The following is a 15444-nucleotide window of genomic DNA, read 5'->3' on the forward strand; positions in this document are numbered from 1 at the left end:
TCCGCAATACCTTATGGCTCTCGGCTGGCTGAAACCAGCGCGCAGAAGCCCGAAGGAGGCCCTTCCCGTGGCAGACCGCACACCCCCGCTCGGCGTCGAGGAGCTGCACGCCCTCGTCGCGGGCGGTGAGATCGACACTGTCGTCCTGGCCTTCCCCGATATGCAAGGGCGGCTCCAGGGCAAGCGGTTCGCCGCCCGCTTCTTCCTCGACGAGGTCCTCCATCACGGCACCGAGGGCTGCAACTACCTCCTCGCCGTCGACACCGAGATGAACACCGTCGACGGCTACGCCATGTCGTCCTGGGACCGCGGCTACGGCGACTTCGCCATGCACCCCGACCTGAGCACCCTGCGCCGGGTCCCCTGGAACGAGGGCACGGCCATGGTGATCGCCGACCTCGCCTGGACCGACGGCTCCCCGGTCGTCGCCGCCCCGCGCCAGATACTGCGCCGCCAGCTGGAGCGCCTCGCCGAGCTCGGCCTCACCGCCCAGGTCGGCACGGAGCTGGAGTTCATCGTCTTCAAGGACACCTACGAGCAGGCCTGGGACGCGCACTACCGGGGGCTCACGCCGGCGAACCAGTACAACATCGACTACTCCGTCCTCGGCACCGGCCGCATCGAGCCCCTGCTCCGCCGCATCCGCAACGAGATGGCGGCCGCCGGCCTCACCGTCGAGTCCGCCAAGGGCGAGTGCAACCCGGGCCAGCACGAGATCGCCTTCCGCTACGACGAGGCCCTCGTCACCTGCGACCAGCACGCCGTCTACAAGACCGGCGCCAAGGAGATCGCCTCCCAGGAGGGCATGTCACTGACCTTCATGGCCAAGTACAACGAGCGCGAGGGCAACTCCTGCCACATCCATCTGTCGCTGGCGGACGCGGACGGGAACAACGTGATGCCGGGGGAGGGCCCCGGTGCCATGTCCCATGTCATGCGCCACTTCCTCGCCGGGCAGCTGGCCGCCCTGCGTGACTTCTCCCTCCTCTACGCCCCCAACATCAACTCGTACAAGCGCTTCCAGCCCGGCTCCTTCGCCCCCACCGCCGTCGCCTGGGGCTACGACAACCGCACCTGCGCCCTCCGCGTCGTCGGCCACGGCCGCTCGATGCGGTTCGAGAACCGGCTGCCCGGCGGTGACGTCAACCCGCACCTCGCGGTGGCCGGACTGGTCGCGGCCGGGCTGTACGGCGTCGAGCAGAAGCTGGAACTGCCCGAGCCCTGCCCCGGCAACGCCTACGCCGCCGACTTCGAGCACGTACCCACCACCCTGCGCGAGGCCGCCGAGCTGTGGGAGAACAGCCCGATCGCCAAGGCGGCCTTCGGCGACGAGGTCGTCGCGCACTACCGCAACATGGCGCGCGTCGAGCTGGACGCCTTCGACGCCGCGGTCACCGACTGGGAGCTGCGCCGCTCCTTCGAACGTCTGTGAGGCCCTTCTTGTCCGCCGAGCACGAACTCGAAGTACTGAACCCCGCGACCGAGGAGGTCGTCGCCACCGTCCCCGCCGCCGACGCGGCCGACGTGGACCGTGCCGTCGCCCGTGCCGCCGTCGCCCAGCGGTCCTGGGCGGCCGCCGCCCCCGCCGACCGGGCCCGGCTGCTGCGCCGCTTCGCCGACGTCGTCGACACGCACATCGAGGAGCTGGCCCAGCTGGAGGTCCGCGAGGCGGGCCACCTCCTCGGCAACGCCCGCTGGGAGGCCGGCAACGCCCGCGACCTGCTGCTGTACGCGGCCGGCGGCGCCGAACGCCTCCTCGGCCGGCAGATCCCCGTACCGGGCGGCTGGAACGTCACCTTCCAGGAACCCCTCGGCGTGGTCGGTGTCATCGCGCCCTGGAACTTCCCCATGCCCATCGCCGCCTGGGGCTCCTTCCCGGCCCTCGCCGCGGGCAACGCGGTCGTCCTCAAACCGGCCGAGACCACCCCGCTCACCGCGCTGCGCCTCGCCGAACTCGCCCTGGAGGCAGGCCTGCCCGAGGGGCTGTTCCACGTCCTCCCCGGATACGGCCATATCGCGGGCCGCGCCCTCGTCGACCACCCCGACGTGGCGAAGCTCGTGTTCACCGGCTCCACCCGCACCGGCCGCGAAGTCATGGAGCGCTGCGCCCGCCTGGTCAAGCCCGTGACGCTCGAACTCGGCGGCAAGAGCCCCAACATCGTCTTCGCCGACGCCGACCTGAAGAGCGCGATCGACCCCTTCTCCTTCCTCGACAACAGCGGCCAGGACTGCTGCGCCCGCACCCGGATCCTGGTCCAGGAATCCGTCTACGACGAAGTGCGCGACCTACTCGCCGACGCGCTGTCCACGGTGGTCGTGGGCGACCCCGCCGACGAGAAGACCCAGATGGGCCCGCTGATCAGCCGGCAACAGCTGGACCGCGTACGGTCGTTCGTCCCCGAGGACGCACCGGCCCTGCGCGGCAGCGCCCCCGACGGCCCCGGCTTCTGGTACGCGCCGACCGTGCTGACCGGCGAGCGGCACGACTCCGCGGCGGCCCGCGAGGAGATCTTCGGCCCGGTCGCCGTCCTGCTGCCCTTCACCGACGAGCAGGACGCGATCCGCCTCGCCAATGACACCCCGTACGGTCTCGCGGGGTCCCTCTGGACCCGCGACCTGGGCCGCGCCCTGCGCGTCTCGCAGGCCGTCCGGGCGGGCAACCTGTCCGTCAACTCCCACTCAGCCGTCCGCTACTGGACCCCCTTCGGCGGCTTCAAGCAGTCGGGTGTCGGCCGCGAGCTCGGTCCGGACGCCCTGGCCGCCTTCACTGAAACCAAGAACGTCTTCATCAGCACGGAAGGCTCCGCACAGTGACCGAAGAGAATGTGTGCCGCCGACTGGTCGGCCGTACCGCCGTCATCACCGGAGCCGGCAGCGGCATCGGCCTCGCCACCGCCCGCCGGCTCGCCTCCGAGGGCGCGCACGTCGTCTGCGGCGACGTGGACGAACAGCGCGGCAAGGCGGCTGCCGAAGAGGTCGGCGGGCTCTTCGTGAAGGTCGACGTCACCGACGCCGAGCAGGTCGAGGCGCTGTTCAAGACGGCGTACGACACCTACGGCAGTGTCGACATCGCCTTCAACAACGCGGGCATCTCGCCGCCCGACGACGACTCCATCCTGGAGACCGGCCTGGAGGCGTGGAAGCGCGTCCAGGAGGTCAACCTCACCTCCGTCTACCTGTGTTGCAAGGCCGCGATCCCCTACATGCGACGCCAGGGCAAGGGGTCGATCATCAACACGGCGTCCTTCGTGGCCCGGATGGGCGCGGCCACGTCGCAGATCTCGTACACGGCGTCCAAGGGTGGCGTCCTGGCCATGTCGCGCGAACTCGGCGTGCAGTTCGCCCGCGAGGGCATCCGCGTCAACGCGCTCTGCCCCGGACCGGTCAACACCCCGCTTCTGCAGGAGCTGTTCGCCAAGGACCCGGAGCGGGCGGCACGCCGGCTCGTCCACATTCCCCTCGGCCGGTTCGCGGAGGCCGAGGAGATCGCCGCCGCGGTCGCCTTCCTGGCCAGCGACGACTCCTCCTTCGTGAACGCCACCGACTTCCTCGTCGACGGCGGAATCTCGGGGGCGTACGTCACGCCCCTGTAGGCCTCGCCCTACAGTGCCGGGATATGAGCATGACGCCCCCACCCGGCTGGTACCGGGACCCCTCCGGCCCGCACCTGGAGCGCTGGTGGGACGGAACGGCCTGGACCGAGCACCGGCGCACGCCCGAGATCACGCCGCCGATGCAGGTCCCGCCGTCCGCCGGCGGGGCCTCCGGGCGCGCCAAGGCCATCGCCGTCACCACCGCGGCCGTCGTCCTTGTCGTCGCGATCGTCACCGGCGCGGTCGTCCTCGGCCGGGACGACGGCGGCGGTGGCTCGGACCCCATCGCCGACCCGACGATCGCGACGCCCACCGCCGAGGCACCGACGAGCGAGACTCCGTCCCCGTCCACGAGCGAGCCGTCCGCCGACGACCCCGCCGTGGTCGTCGACCAACTCAACGGCCTCACCCTGCCGTTGATCGACGGCTGGGTCCGTCCCCAGTACGTCGCTGAGCCCGACGTCCTGATGACCACCGACGGCACCTACGAGTGCCCGGCCGACGCCGGAGTCTGCCGCCACGGCGTCGTCATCTCCCGCACGGTCACCGGCACCGACGAGAAGTCCCCCGAGGCCCTGGCCAAGGCGGACATCCCGGAGGCGGCAGGTGACGCCTACGACCGGGACCGCATCGGACGGCACCCCTTCGGCGGCATCGAGTCCCACAAGCTCGTCGGATCCGGGCAGGTCGCGGTGGCGGGCCGCGCCGGGTACTACGTGCGCTGGCAGGTCAGCACGGCCAAGGGGCCCGGCGGTTACGTCCAGTCGCTGGCCTTCCCGGCCGGCGTCCGCCCGGAGGCCCGGGTCATCGTCCGCTATGTGTTCGACGCGGGCGCGGACGGGCCGCCGCTGTCCGACATGGACCGGATCACCAAGGGAATCAAGGTGACCGGCGACGCGGACGGCGGCGGAGGCGTCGGCAGCAGCATCGGCCCGACGGACTGACGAGCTGCACGGACGGGCTACAGGAACGTCAGACCCTCGCCGCGATACGTCGGCACGGTCGCCGTCACCGCGTCCCCCTCGATCAGGTGCAGCGCGTCGAACCGCTCGCACAGCTCACCGGCCTTGGCATGCCGGAACCACACCTTGTCGCCGATCAGCAGATCGTCGGCGGGCGGCCCGAGCAGCGGCGTCTGCACCTCGCCGGGCCCCTCCTGCGGGTCGTAGCGCAGCCCCTCCGGCAGATACGGCACGGGCAGCCGGTCGAGCCCGGCCGCACCGGACGCCGGATAGCCGCCACCGAGGACGGTCACGACCCCGACGCCCGGTCGGCGCACGACGGGCTGGGCGAACAGCGCGGCCGGACGCCCGCTGAACGACGTGTAGTTGTCGAACAGCCGTGGCACATACAGCCCTGACCCGGCCGCGATCTCCGTGACGGCGTCCTCGGCGGCGGTGTGCTGCACGCTGCCGGTCCCGCCGCCGTTGACGTACTCCAGATCGGGCACCACGGCCCGCACCGCCCGCACCACCTCGGCCCGCCGCTCGGCGAGTTCCCGGCGGGCGGTGGCCTGCATCAGACGGACGGCACGCGAGCGCAGCGGGCGCCCGGCGATCGCGTCACCGACGCCGGCGATGTGCCCCTCGTAGGCCATGATTCCCACAAGCTCGAAGCCGGGACGGCGGGCCACCGTACGGGCCATGTCGGCGACTTGGGCGGGGGAGTGCAGCGGGGACCGCCGCGCCCCGATCCGCACGCGCCCGCCGAGCAGCTTCAGGGACGTGTCCAACTCCAGGCACACCCGCACCACTTCACGCCCGCCGTCGCGGGCGGCGTCGATGAGCGCGAGCTGCGCCGGGTCGTCGACCATCACGGTCACCGCGGAGGCGAGCTTGGGATCACCGGCCAGCTCGGCGAATCCGGCGCGGTCCGCCGACGGATAGGCCAGCAGGATGTCGTCGAAGCCCGACCGCGCCAGCCACAGGGACTCGGCGAGGGTGAAGGACATGATGCCCGCGAAACCGTCCTTGGCGAGGGCGCGTTCGAGCAGGGTCCGGCAGCGTACGGACTTGCTGGCGACCCGGATGGGCTTTCCCCCCGCCCGGCGGACCAAATCCTCCGCGTTGGCGTCGAAGGCATCCAGGTCCACGATCGCGAGAGGGGCGTCGAGATGGGCGGTGGCCCGGTCGTATCGGGCCCGGTCGGCGGCGCGCGCAGTCATGAACGAAGCCTGCCAGACTGGATTACCGCAGGGTAGGGGGACGTTCCGGGCAGATGCCCCGGCCTCGTGGACCGGTTCCCGTTCGACCGGGGGCAACCCGTAGAGTTGCGCGCACGCACGCAGGAACGACTCCGGCCCGTGGAAGGCCCGGGCACGAGGAAACGGGGGGTGCATGAGCACGGAAGCGAGGCGCGCCTCCGTACCCCCACGCCCACCTCAGCCGCCCACGGTTCCGGCGGATTACGACCAGCCGGGGACCGGCGGGCAGTCATCCACTGAGCAGCCGGTGAACGGTACGTCGGCCGAGGCAGCGGTACGGGGTGATGCCGGTCAGGCGGCGGCGCGGGGTGCGGCGGAGATGCCGGTGCGCAGTGCCGGTCGGCCGGTGACGCGCGGGACGGGTCCGGATACGTCCTCGAGCGGCGCCCCGATGTCCGACGTGCCGTCGCAGGGCAGGAGTTCCCGGCGGGACGCCGCTGTCACTCCGGCACGCGACGCGACGGACGGACGCGGCGCATCCGGCACCCAGCCCCACCTCACCGACGTGCGCGGCCCGTCCTCCCAGGACACCGCCCCCACCGCTCCGCCGCCCCCACCGAAGGCTTCCGCCCGCTTCCCGGACACCCCACCACCCACCACCCACCCGACAGGCATGGACACCGCCCCACCGCCACGGCCGGCACAGCGACCGCCGACGCCGCCGCGCCATCCGGCCGCACCAGCCCCGAACACCGAGCCCACGCACCGTCCGGGCGGAACGGGGGCGCCTGCCGAGCCCTCGCACCGACCGAGCGGATCTGCGGCTCCCGCCGAGCCCGCGCACCGTCCGGGTGCACCCGCCGCTCCCGCCCAGCCCCCGCGTCATCCGGCCGCCGCACCCTCCGCGCCCGCCGAGGCACTGACGCGTCCCGTCGCGCAACCGTTGCCTGCCGAGACGCCGCGGCGCCGGGGTGTACCCGAGACCCCCGCCGCGCAGCCGCGCAATGCGGCCGCCGCACCCCCGGCGCCCGCTGAGCCCCCGAGGCGTCCCGTCGCGCAGCCACTGCCCCCCGAGACCCCTCGGCGTCCCGACGTACCCCCGGCGCCTGCCGAGAGCTTGCGGCGGTCGGTTGTGCAGCCGCTGCCCCCCGACACCCCTCGGCGTCCCGACGTACCCCCGCCGCCCGCCGAGACCTCGCGGCATCCGGTGGCGCCTCCGATAGCTGCCGAGACCGTCTCCGAGAGGACTACGCGTCTGCGCCCGGTCCCGGCGGATCCGGCGACCGCTGGCGAGCCCGGCCGGAGTGGTGTGCCTCCGCGGCCCGACTCGCCGCCGGCCGCTGGGCGGCCCTTCTCGCCCGATCCGGCGTTCTCGTGGAGTGCGCCCATGACGCCGGGCGGGACGGCGCGGCCGTTCGTGTCGTTGGGGGAGCCCGAGGGATATGACGACCGGGCGCGGCCGCGTCCGCTGGGGGGCCGGGTGCGGAATCGTACCGTCGTGGCGGCAGCCTGCCTGGTGCTCGGGCTCGGGCTGATCGGCGGTGCGGTGACCGGGAGTTGGCTCCTCCCCGACGGAGGCGAGAGCGGTACGAGCGGCGCGTTCGCCGCGGCCGGGAGCCTGTGGCACAGCGTGCCGGTCGATCAGCTGTTCCCGCCCCGCGTCGAGGGTCAGGGCGCCGGACCCGGCGGAGCCGACCGCACCTGGACCCGCGTCGCCGTCGCCCCGGACAGCGGCTGCGCGGACGCCTTCGACCCGCTGCTGCGCAAGGCCCTCGCCCCCGTCGGCTGTCAGCGTCTGCTGCGCGCCACCTACACGGACGCGACCCAGAGCTACGTCACCACCGTCGGTCTGCTGTTCACCAAGGGCGACTCCGCCGCCATGGCCGCCCTGCGCACCCGGTTCAAGAACGAGAGCCTGGACAGCCGTACCGACCTGATGCCCCGCCCGTACGCCGCGAAGGGCACCGTCGCCGCAGGCTTCGGCAGCGAGCAGCGCGCCTCGTGGACCGTCTCCGTCCTCACCGACGCCCCGGTCGTCGTCTACGCCGTCTCCGGCTGGGCCGACGGCCGTACCGTCGACGAACCCGAGCCCGCCGCCAAAGCCATGGCCTCCGGTGCCACCACGGCCGTCGCCCAGGCAGGCCTGGGCCAGGAGGCGCGGGGCCTCGCCGACCGCGTCGAACGGGCGCTGCGCAAGACTGTCGACTCGGCCACGGAGCAGCCGTCATGACCGCAACCCGCCGCGTCGGCGTCGTCAGCGTCCTGCTCGCCGCCTCCGTCGCCCTGGTGCCGCCCACCGCCGCGCACGCCGACGGCATACGCGCCCAGCAGTGGGCCCTGGAGGCCATGCACACCGACGAGGCCTGGCAGACCACGAAGGGCGCCGGCGTCACCGTCGCCGTCCTGGACACCGGCGTCGAGTCCGACCACCCCGACCTCACCGGCAACGTCCTCACCGGCAAGGACATGATCGGCTTCGGCGCCGACCGGGGCGATCGCGCCTGGGCCCGCCACGGCACCGCCATGGCCGGCATCATCGCCGGTCACGGCCATGGCGTGGGCAACGGCGACGGCGTCATGGGCATCGCCCCCGAAGCCAAGATCCTCCCCGTCCGCGTGATCCTCGAAGACGGCGACTCCGCCCGCGGCAAGGCCCGCAACACCCGCGGCAACGCCCTCGCCGAAGGCATCCGCTGGGCCGCCGACCACGGCGCCGACGTCATCAACCTCTCCCTCGGCGACGACTCCAAGTCCGCCCACCCCGAACCCGCCGAGGACGAAGCCGTCCAGTACGCCCTCAAGAAGGGCTCCGTCGTCGTCGCCTCCGCCGGCAACGGCGGCGACAAGGGCGACCACATCTCCTACCCGGCCGCCTACCCGGGAGTGATCGCCGCGACCGCCGTGGACCGCTACGGCACCCGCGCCGCCTTCTCCACCCGCCGCTGGTACGCCACGGTCAGCGCCCCCGGCGTCGACATCGTCATCGCCGACCCCGACCGCAAGTACTACGAGGGATGGGGTACGAGTGCCGCCGCGGCCTTCGTCTCCGGCGCCGTCGCCCTCGTCAAGGCGGCCCACCCCGGACTAACCCCGGCCCAGATCAAGAAGCTGCTGGAGGACACCGCCCGCAACGCCCCGGCGAACGGCCGCGACGACTCCCGCGGCTACGGTCTCGTCGACCCGGCCGCCGCCATCAAGGCCGCCGACCGCCTCGAACCCAAGGGCCTGAACGCGGCTGCCTACGACGCCAAGTACTTCGGCTCGGGCCCCGACGCCGCCGAGGCCGAGGACACGACGTCGAGCTGGGCCGCCCCGCTGGCGGGCAGCTTCGGCGGCGTCCTGCTGGTCGTCGCGGTCGTGGTGTGGCGCGGGCGGCGGTACGACGACGGGTAGCTCCGCTGGAAGAGCCGCGCCATGCCGTCGGTTGTCTGCCGCGCCGTTGTGGCTGGTCGCGCAGTTCCCCGCGCCCCTATGGGGCGCTACTGAACCGTCGCCGACTTCACCCCTGCTTGGGAAACCGAGACCGCGGCCCGCGCCGCCGCCTCGACCAGTGAAATCCCCTTCGCTTGGGTCGAGTTGCCGTCGGACAGCACCGCCACCAGACACTCGTGGCCGTCGACGGTCACTCGCCCGATGCTGTTGATGTCCCACAGCCCGGTGGTGCTGCGCGGCAGCCAGCCGTTCTTCAGGGCCCACGCCGAGCCGTCGGCCGCCGCTGAGACGCCCCACTGCTGCCCGGCGGCTATCCGCGCCATCAGCCCCTGGATGTACGACCGCGAGGCCTCGGTCAGCTCCGAGTCCTCCGCCCCGAACACCTGCTGGAGCAGGACCAGTTGATCGGCCGCCGTGGTCTGCGTCAGCCCCCACAGCATGTCCTCGCCGCCCGCGGTGTCGGTGAGCCCGAGACGCCCGTTCGCGGCGTCGAGCCCGGCCGCCTTCCCGATGGTCCGCCACAGGGCCGACGCGGAGGTGTTGTCGCTGTGCTCGATCATCGCCGTGGCGTGCGACTTCTCCGCGGTGGTCAGCTCACGTCCCGCGTCCTGCGCCTGGAGCAGCAGTGCCGCCAGGATGTCCACCTTGACGATGCTCGCGGTGTCGAAGAGACCGTCCCCGTACGAGGCGCTCGCGCCGGACGCCAGGTCCAGCACCGCCACCGACACCTCGGCACCGTCCTCGACGGTCACCGACTCCATCGCCTCGGCCAGCAGCTCGTCGTGGTCCACCACCGGCTGCGCCACCGCTTCCACTGATGCCACCGCTGTTGCCTCCCCGCTCACCGAGGCCGACGGCGATGCGGAGACCGACGGCGACCCGGAGACCGACGATACGGCCCCCGCACCGGAGTGCGCCTGCGCCTGCACGTACACGGTCCCCCCTGCCGTACCGCCCACGACGGCGACGGCGGCGAGGGCGGCGTACACCAGTGTGCGGCGGCGGGACGGAGCGCGGGGGGCGGCGCTGGAAGACTCCATGGCCGCGATCGTCGGGCAGTCGGCTGTGCTGTCTGTTAGACGGAGGTTAGATGTGTGTCAGGGATGTCTGAGAAAACGCTGAAGGCGTCACGGGCGGGTTTCCGGGGCCGCACAACCGCAGCAGCATCCCCCCGATAGGGTCGGTGACCGTGGCGAACAAGAACATTCCCGACTCCGGCTTCTCCGACGACGACGGCTCCGCCGACCCCCGGCTGAGCGCGGCGCTCGCCGCCTGGGCCGAGGACCGCACCGCCGTGGAGCCGGTGCTTGAGGCCCTCAAGGGCGCCCGGCTCCTCGTCCCCGTGGTGGCCGTCCTCGGCGAGGTCGAGGAGGACGAGAACGGGCTGCGCCGCGAGAAGACCAGCGACATGGCCGTACCGACCCTGAAGGCCGGCACCCGCACGGCCCTGCCCGCCTTCACCTCCACCGACTCGCTGGCCCGCTGGGACCCCGAGGCCCGCCCCGTCGCCGTACCCCTGCACCAGGCGCTGCAGGCCGCGGCGCACGAGAAGGCGGACACGATCGTGCTGGACCTGGCCGGACCGGTGCCGTACGAGCTGACGCGGCCCGCGCTGCTGGCGCTGGCCGAGGGCCGTACGACCACCGATCCGCTCGCCGACCCCGCCGTCACCCAAGCCGTACGTGCCGCCGTGGCCGCGGAGCCCGCCGTACTCCGCGCCTACCTCGGCCCCGGACAGGCCGACGGCACGCTCGCCCTAGTCCTGGACCCCGATGCCACCCCGGGCCCGGCCGCCCGCACCCTGGCCGAGCGCCTGGCCGCCGACGAGACACTGAGGGCCCGCCTGGTACGCGGCCTCGACCTGGCACTACTCCCGGCCGGGGCGACGCCGCCGGGCGAGCCCTTGTACGTACGGGGATGAGCTAGCCGTAGACCGGACCCGTGTACTTCTCGCCCGGTCCCTGGCCCGGCTCGTCCGGGACGATCGATGCCTCGCGGAACGCCAGCTGGAGGGACTTCAGGCCGTCGCGCAGCGGGGCCGCGTGGAAGGAGCTGATCTCGGTGGCGCTCGCGTCGAGGAGACCGGCGAGGGCGGACACCAGCTTGCGGGCCTCGTCCAGGTCCTTGTGCTTCTCGCCCTCCTCCGTCAGACCGAGCTTCACCGCGGCGGCGCTCATCAGGTTCACGGCGACCGTCACGATCACCTCGACCGCGGGGACCTCGGCGATGTCGCGGGTCATGGCGTCGAAGTCGGGCGTCTCAGGAGGGGTGTCACTCATGCCGCACACGATAGGCCCCGGTGCACGCCGGTTCGCACCACCCCCGGGTTGCTGCTAACCTTGTGTAACGACCGGTCGGACGCGCATGCCTCACGGCACCGGGCCCGACCTACAAGTGGAGGCTTTCGAACTCCCACCTGACCGCCCCCCGGGCGGCGGGTCACCGGTCAGGCGGTCTCGTCCAGCGACGGGCATCCGCCCGAAAGTGCGCCCCGCGATCCTTGCGGCGGTCGCTCCGGTAGTTCGAGGAGCCCCGCCTGTGATCGTCCGGGGCATTTTTTGTGCTTCGGCGCGGTTAGGTCTATCGAAAAGAGACGTTACGCGGCTGTCCTCCAGACAGTCGTGTGGTGCTACCGAGGAGGATCCATCAGCGCCGAGCCCCGCATCAACGACCGGATTCGCGTTCCCGAGGTGCGACTTGTCGGTCCCAGTGGCGAGCAGGTGGGCATCGTCCCGCTGGCCAAGGCACTGGAGCTTGCGCAGGAGTACGACCTGGACCTGGTCGAGGTCGCGGCGAACGCCCGTCCGCCCGTGTGCAAGCTCATGGACTACGGGAAGTTCAAGTACGAGTCGGCCATGAAGGCCCGTGAGGCGCGCAAGAACCAGGCGCACACGGTCATCAAGGAGATGAAGCTCCGGCCGAAGATCGACCCGCACGACTATGACACCAAGAAGGGTCACGTCGTCCGGTTCCTCAAGCAGGGCGACAAGGTCAAGATCACGATCATGTTCCGTGGTCGCGAGCAGTCCCGGCCCGAACTGGGCTATCGGCTGCTGCAGCGTCTCGCGGAGGACGTCCAGGACCTCGGTTTCGTGGAGTCGAACCCGAAGCAGGACGGCCGAAACATGATCATGGTTCTCGGTCCGCACAAGAAGAAGACCGAGGCGATGGCTGAGGCCCGCCAGGCGCAGGAAGCCCGTAAGGCGGAAGCGAAGGCCAACCCCGGCAAGTCGCAGAACGCCGCGGAGTCCGAGGGCGCCGAGGTTGCCGAGGCCCCTGCCGAGGCTTCCGCCGACGCGTGATCCCGGGGGACGCGAGTCCCCAGGACATAACCGATACAAGAGCGACGCTCCACCGTGCCCGGTTTCACGACCGGGCATCGGAGCGCCCACGACGAGGAGAGAACGGCGCTATGCCGAAGAACAAGTCGCACAGCGGTGCCAGCAAGCGCTTCAAGGTCACCGGCTCCGGCAAGGTGCTCCGTGAGCGCGCCGGCAAGCGCCACCTGCTCGAGCACAAGTCGTCCCGACTGACGCGTCGCCTCACCGGCAACGCCGAGATGGCCCCGGGCGACGCCAAGAAGATCAAGAAGCTTCTCGGCAAGTGACGTACGGGCGCCTGATCTTCTGATCGCCGAGCGCCGTACGCCAGGACCGGGACCCCATCGATTCCGGGCCGTGTGAGTCCAACCACGGCCCCGCTACAAGGAGTTAACAAGTGGCACGCGTCAAGCGGGCAGTCAACGCCCACAAGAAGCGCCGGGCGATCCTCGAGCAGGCCTCCGGCTACCGCGGTCAGCGCTCGCGCCTGTACCGCAAGGCCAAGGAGCAGGTCACCCACTCGCTGGTCTACAACTACAACGACCGCAAGAAGCGCAAGGGTGACTTCCGCCAGCTGTGGATCCAGCGCATCAACGCCGCTGCCCGCGCCAACGGCATCACGTACAACCGCTTCATCCAGGGCCTGAAGGCCGCGAACGTCGAGGTCGACCGCAAGATCCTCGCCGAGCTGGCCGTCAACGACGCGCATGCGTTCGCCGCGCTCGTCGAGGTCGCGCAGAAGGCGCTGCCGGCGGACGTCAACGCGCCGAAGGCCGCGTGACGCTGGCGCTGGCTTCGAGCCGACGTGACTGAACGGACCCGTGGGTTTTTGCCTGCGGGTCCGTTGCTGTGTGAGCACCGGTTGTCTTTCTGAAGGTGAGCTGCATGCCCCCCGTATCTCCCGAGCTGATCTCCCCCCGGTCCCCCCGGGTCTCCGCCGCCCGGCGGCTGGCCAAGCGGAACTTCCGGGGGAAGGAGCGGCTGTTTCTCGCGGAGGGGCCGCAGGCTGTGCGGGAGGCGGGGGAGCAGGCGGACACATTGGTCGAGTTGTTCGCCACCGTCGAGGCAGCGGAGCGGTACGCCGACATCCTCGGGCGGGCCCGGGACATCGGCGCGCGCGTGCACCTCGCCTCCGAGCAGGTCATCGCCGAGATCTCGACCACAGTCACCCCGCAGGGCCTCGTCGGGATCTGCCGGTTCCTGGACACGCCGTTCGAGGAGATCCTCGCCGCCCGGCCCAAGCTGGTCGCCGTGCTCGCGCATGTGCGGGACCCGGGGAATGCCGGGACCGTGCTGCGGTGTGCCGATGCCGCCGGTGCCGAGGCGGTCGTACTGACCGACGCGTCCGTCGATCTGTACAACCCCAAGGCCGTGCGGGCCTCCGTCGGGTCCCTGTTCCATCTGCCGGTCGCCGTCGGGGTTCCCGTCGAGCGGGCCGTGGCGGGGCTCAAGGACGCCGGGGTGCGGATTCTCGCCGCTGACGGGGCCGGGACCGACGATCTGGACGACGAGCTGGACAAGGGCACCATGGGCGGGCCGACGGCCTGGGTGTTCGGGAACGAGGCGTGGGGACTGCCGGAGGAGACACGCGAGTTGGCGGACGCCGTCGTGCGCGTTCCGATCCACGGGAAGGCGGAGAGCCTGAACCTCGCCACCGCCGCCGCCGTATGTCTCTACGCGTCCGCCCGTGCACAGCGCGCCTCCGGAGGGTGCCGCTCCGTCACCGTGAGCTAGTAGGGTGACCTGCTCGGGGGCCCTGCGCCGTCGTGAGAGGTGGGGTACGGGGATGACCATCGGCACCAGCAACGCGCCGGAAGCACGGGACGTCGGGCGAGCGCCCGTGTCCCGGCCGTCCGGCGATGTCGCCGGGCTCGGCATCGACCCCGATCAGCTGCCCGACGGCCTTGTCGTCGCCGATGAGCACGGGCACGTCGTCTGCTTCAACGCCGCCGCCGAGCGCATCACCGCCGTCCCCGCCGCCGACGCCCTCGGCCGGCGGCTGGACAAGGCCCTGCCATTAGAGGACCTGGAGGGCAGGCGCTGGTGGCAGCTGACCGATCCGTACGGCGGGCTCGCCATCAGGGTCGGCCAGCCCGAGCGGAATCTGCTGCTGCCCGGCGGGCGTGAAGTCCTCGTCTCCGCGCGGTACGTCCGTACCGAACCCACCGGGCCCGTCCACCGTGTCGTCGTCTGTCTCCGCGACACCGAGGCCCGCCGCCGCACCGAGCGCAGCCATGCCGAGCTGATAGCGACCGTCGCTCATGAACTGCGCTCGCCCCTGACCTCCGTCAAGGGCTTCACCGCCACCCTCCTCGCCAAGTGGGAGAGGTTCACCGACGACCAGAAGCGGCTGATGCTGGAGACCGTCGACGCCGACGCCGACCGCGTCACCCGGCTCATCGCCGAGCTCCTCGACATCTCCCGTATCGACTCCGGGCGGCTGGAACTGCGCCGCCAGCCCGTCGACATCGGCGCCGCCGTCGGCCGGCACATCCAGGCGTACGTCGCCGCGGGGCTGTCCGCCGACCGGTTCCTGCTCCGCATCGAGCAGCCGCTGCCCGATCTGTGGGCCGATCCCGACAAGGTCGACCAGGTGCTCAGCAACCTGCTGGAAAATGCCGTGCGGCACGGCGAGGGAACCGTCACGATTGACGTCACGCCCGCCACGTCCCCCCGCGAGGGAGAGGACACCGGCACATCGGTCACCGTGAGCGACGAGGGCCCAGGTATCCCGGAGGAGTCCATGAACCGCGTCTTCACCCGCTTCTGGCGGGGCAGCAAGCGCGGCGGCACCGGCCTCGGGCTCTACATCGTCAAGGGCATCGTCGAGGCCCACGGCGGCACCATCACGGTCGGCCGCGCCCCCGGCGGCGGCGCCGAGTTCCGATTTACGTTGCCCGTGAGCACTCCGGCCTACCTGGCCTGAGCAGCCCGCGGGCGCATTCGCACACCCCCA

The 15444-nt window shown here is 71.8% G+C and carries 16 protein-coding genes; 12 read left to right on the forward strand and 4 right to left on the reverse strand.

Going from position 1 to position 15444, the window contains the following annotated elements; genetic code table 11:
• Positions 1-67 precede the first annotated feature (67 nt).
• Genes ACTWQO_RS17010 through ACTWQO_RS17025 form a run of 4 tightly spaced genes read left to right on the forward strand, consistent with a single transcriptional unit; the run spans position 68 to position 4537 of the window.
• Positions 68-1432 (forward strand): glutamine synthetase family protein, encoded by a 1365-nt coding sequence (locus ACTWQO_RS17010; protein ID WP_443238161.1) that lies wholly within the window; start codon positions 68-70, stop codon positions 1430-1432.
• Positions 1433-1440: 8 nt separating this feature from the next.
• Positions 1441-2814, forward strand: coding sequence for an aldehyde dehydrogenase family protein (locus tag ACTWQO_RS17015; RefSeq protein WP_443238162.1), 1374 nt, complete (start codon positions 1441-1443; stop codon positions 2812-2814).
• Entirely contained in the window at positions 2811-3593 is a 783-nt protein-coding gene (locus tag ACTWQO_RS17020) for a 3-oxoacyl-ACP reductase (RefSeq protein WP_443238163.1), read from the forward strand. Before ACTWQO_RS17015 ends, ACTWQO_RS17020 begins: the two co-directional genes overlap by 4 nt.
• Positions 3594-3622: 29 nt before the next feature.
• Entirely contained in the window at positions 3623-4537 is a 915-nt protein-coding gene (locus ACTWQO_RS17025; RefSeq protein ID WP_443238209.1) for a DUF2510 domain-containing protein, read from the forward strand.
• A 17-nt stretch (positions 4538-4554) separates the two neighbouring features.
• Here the strand turns inward: ACTWQO_RS17025 and ACTWQO_RS17030 are convergent, their stop codons facing one another.
• Both ACTWQO_RS17030 and ACTWQO_RS17035 read right to left on the reverse strand, forming a co-directional pair.
• A complete protein-coding gene (locus tag ACTWQO_RS17030; protein WP_443238164.1) occupies positions 4555-5757 on the reverse strand; it encodes an amino acid deaminase/aldolase in 1203 nt (400 codons plus the stop codon).
• A 330-nt stretch (positions 5758-6087) separates the two neighbouring features.
• Positions 6088-6411, reverse strand: a complete 324-nt coding sequence (locus tag ACTWQO_RS17035) for a hypothetical protein (protein WP_443238165.1) — start codon at positions 6409-6411, stop codon at positions 6088-6090.
• An 823-nt stretch (positions 6412-7234) separates the two neighbouring features.
• Between ACTWQO_RS17035 and ACTWQO_RS17040 the strand changes: the two genes are divergently transcribed.
• Positions 7235-7966 (forward strand): hypothetical protein, encoded by a 732-nt coding sequence (locus ACTWQO_RS17040; protein WP_443238166.1) that lies wholly within the window; start codon positions 7235-7237, stop codon positions 7964-7966.
• On the forward strand, positions 7963-9129 hold the full coding sequence (gene mycP, locus ACTWQO_RS17045) for a type VII secretion-associated serine protease mycosin (RefSeq protein ID WP_443238167.1): 1167 nt from the start codon (positions 7963-7965) through the stop codon (positions 9127-9129). The genes ACTWQO_RS17040 and mycP overlap by 4 nt, the downstream gene beginning before the upstream one ends.
• An 86-nt stretch (positions 9130-9215) precedes the next feature.
• On the opposite strand, the gene ACTWQO_RS17050 is transcribed toward mycP, so the two are convergent.
• The gene (locus ACTWQO_RS17050) at positions 9216-10208 is read right to left on the reverse strand and encodes a serine hydrolase (RefSeq protein WP_443238168.1); all 993 of its coding nucleotides are present in this window, start codon (positions 10206-10208) and stop codon (positions 9216-9218) included.
• A 149-nt stretch (positions 10209-10357) separates the two neighbouring features.
• On the opposite strand from ACTWQO_RS17050, the gene ACTWQO_RS17055 reads away from it, so the two are divergent.
• Positions 10358-11089 (forward strand): SseB family protein, encoded by a 732-nt coding sequence (locus tag ACTWQO_RS17055; RefSeq protein ID WP_443238169.1) that lies wholly within the window; start codon positions 10358-10360, stop codon positions 11087-11089.
• Position 11090: 1 nt separating this feature from the next.
• Here the strand turns inward: ACTWQO_RS17055 and ACTWQO_RS17060 are convergent, their stop codons facing one another.
• Positions 11091-11447 (reverse strand): DUF1844 domain-containing protein, encoded by a 357-nt coding sequence (locus ACTWQO_RS17060; RefSeq protein ID WP_155060114.1) that lies wholly within the window; start codon positions 11445-11447, stop codon positions 11091-11093.
• A gap of 342 nt (positions 11448-11789) precedes the next feature.
• Between ACTWQO_RS17060 and infC the strand changes: the two genes are divergently transcribed.
• From infC to ACTWQO_RS17085, 5 genes are all read left to right on the forward strand, one after another.
• The gene (gene infC / locus ACTWQO_RS17065) at positions 11790-12470 is read left to right on the forward strand and encodes a translation initiation factor IF-3 (RefSeq protein ID WP_301978465.1); all 681 of its coding nucleotides are present in this window, start codon (positions 11790-11792) and stop codon (positions 12468-12470) included.
• A gap of 110 nt (positions 12471-12580) precedes the next feature.
• Entirely contained in the window at positions 12581-12775 is a 195-nt protein-coding gene (gene rpmI / locus ACTWQO_RS17070) for a 50S ribosomal protein L35 (protein WP_007829094.1), read from the forward strand.
• 110 nt (positions 12776-12885) lie between these two features.
• Entirely contained in the window at positions 12886-13269 is a 384-nt protein-coding gene (gene rplT / locus ACTWQO_RS17075) for a 50S ribosomal protein L20 (RefSeq protein ID WP_210574925.1), read from the forward strand.
• A 104-nt stretch (positions 13270-13373) separates the two neighbouring features.
• Positions 13374-14222, forward strand: a complete 849-nt coding sequence (locus ACTWQO_RS17080) for a TrmH family RNA methyltransferase (RefSeq protein WP_443238170.1) — start codon at positions 13374-13376, stop codon at positions 14220-14222.
• 52 nt (positions 14223-14274) lie between these two features.
• Positions 14275-15414 carry an ATP-binding protein gene (locus ACTWQO_RS17085; RefSeq protein ID WP_443238171.1) on the forward strand — a complete coding sequence of 380 codons (1140 nt, stop codon included), beginning with the start codon at positions 14275-14277 and terminating at the stop codon, positions 15412-15414.
• The last annotated feature ends 30 nt before the right edge of the window (positions 15415-15444 follow it).

Origin of the sequence: Streptomyces sp. 4N124 (assembly GCF_052245395.1) — a bacterium.
GTDB lineage: Bacteria > Actinomycetota > Actinomycetes > Streptomycetales > Streptomycetaceae > Streptomyces.

Coding starts and splice junctions, on each gene's coding strand:
- rpmI (WP_007829094.1), top strand. CDS start 12,581: ATGCCGAAGAACAAGTCGCACAGCGGTGCCAGCAAGCGCTTCAAGGTC.
- ACTWQO_RS17030 (WP_443238164.1), bottom strand. CDS start 5,757: ATGACTGCGCGCGCCGCCGACCGGGCCCGATACGACCGGGCCACCGCC.
- ACTWQO_RS17050 (WP_443238168.1), bottom strand. CDS start 10,208: ATGGAGTCTTCCAGCGCCGCCCCCCGCGCTCCGTCCCGCCGCCGCACA.
- ACTWQO_RS17080 (WP_443238170.1), top strand. CDS start 13,374: ATGCCCCCCGTATCTCCCGAGCTGATCTCCCCCCGGTCCCCCCGGGTC.
- mycP (WP_443238167.1), top strand. CDS start 7,963: ATGACCGCAACCCGCCGCGTCGGCGTCGTCAGCGTCCTGCTCGCCGCC.
- ACTWQO_RS17085 (WP_443238171.1), top strand. CDS start 14,275: ATGACCATCGGCACCAGCAACGCGCCGGAAGCACGGGACGTCGGGCGA.
- ACTWQO_RS17025 (WP_443238209.1), top strand. CDS start 3,623: ATGACGCCCCCACCCGGCTGGTACCGGGACCCCTCCGGCCCGCACCTG.
- ACTWQO_RS17035 (WP_443238165.1), bottom strand. CDS start 6,411: ATGCCTGTCGGGTGGGTGGTGGGTGGTGGGGTGTCCGGGAAGCGGGCG.
- ACTWQO_RS17060 (WP_155060114.1), bottom strand. CDS start 11,447: ATGAGTGACACCCCTCCTGAGACGCCCGACTTCGACGCCATGACCCGC.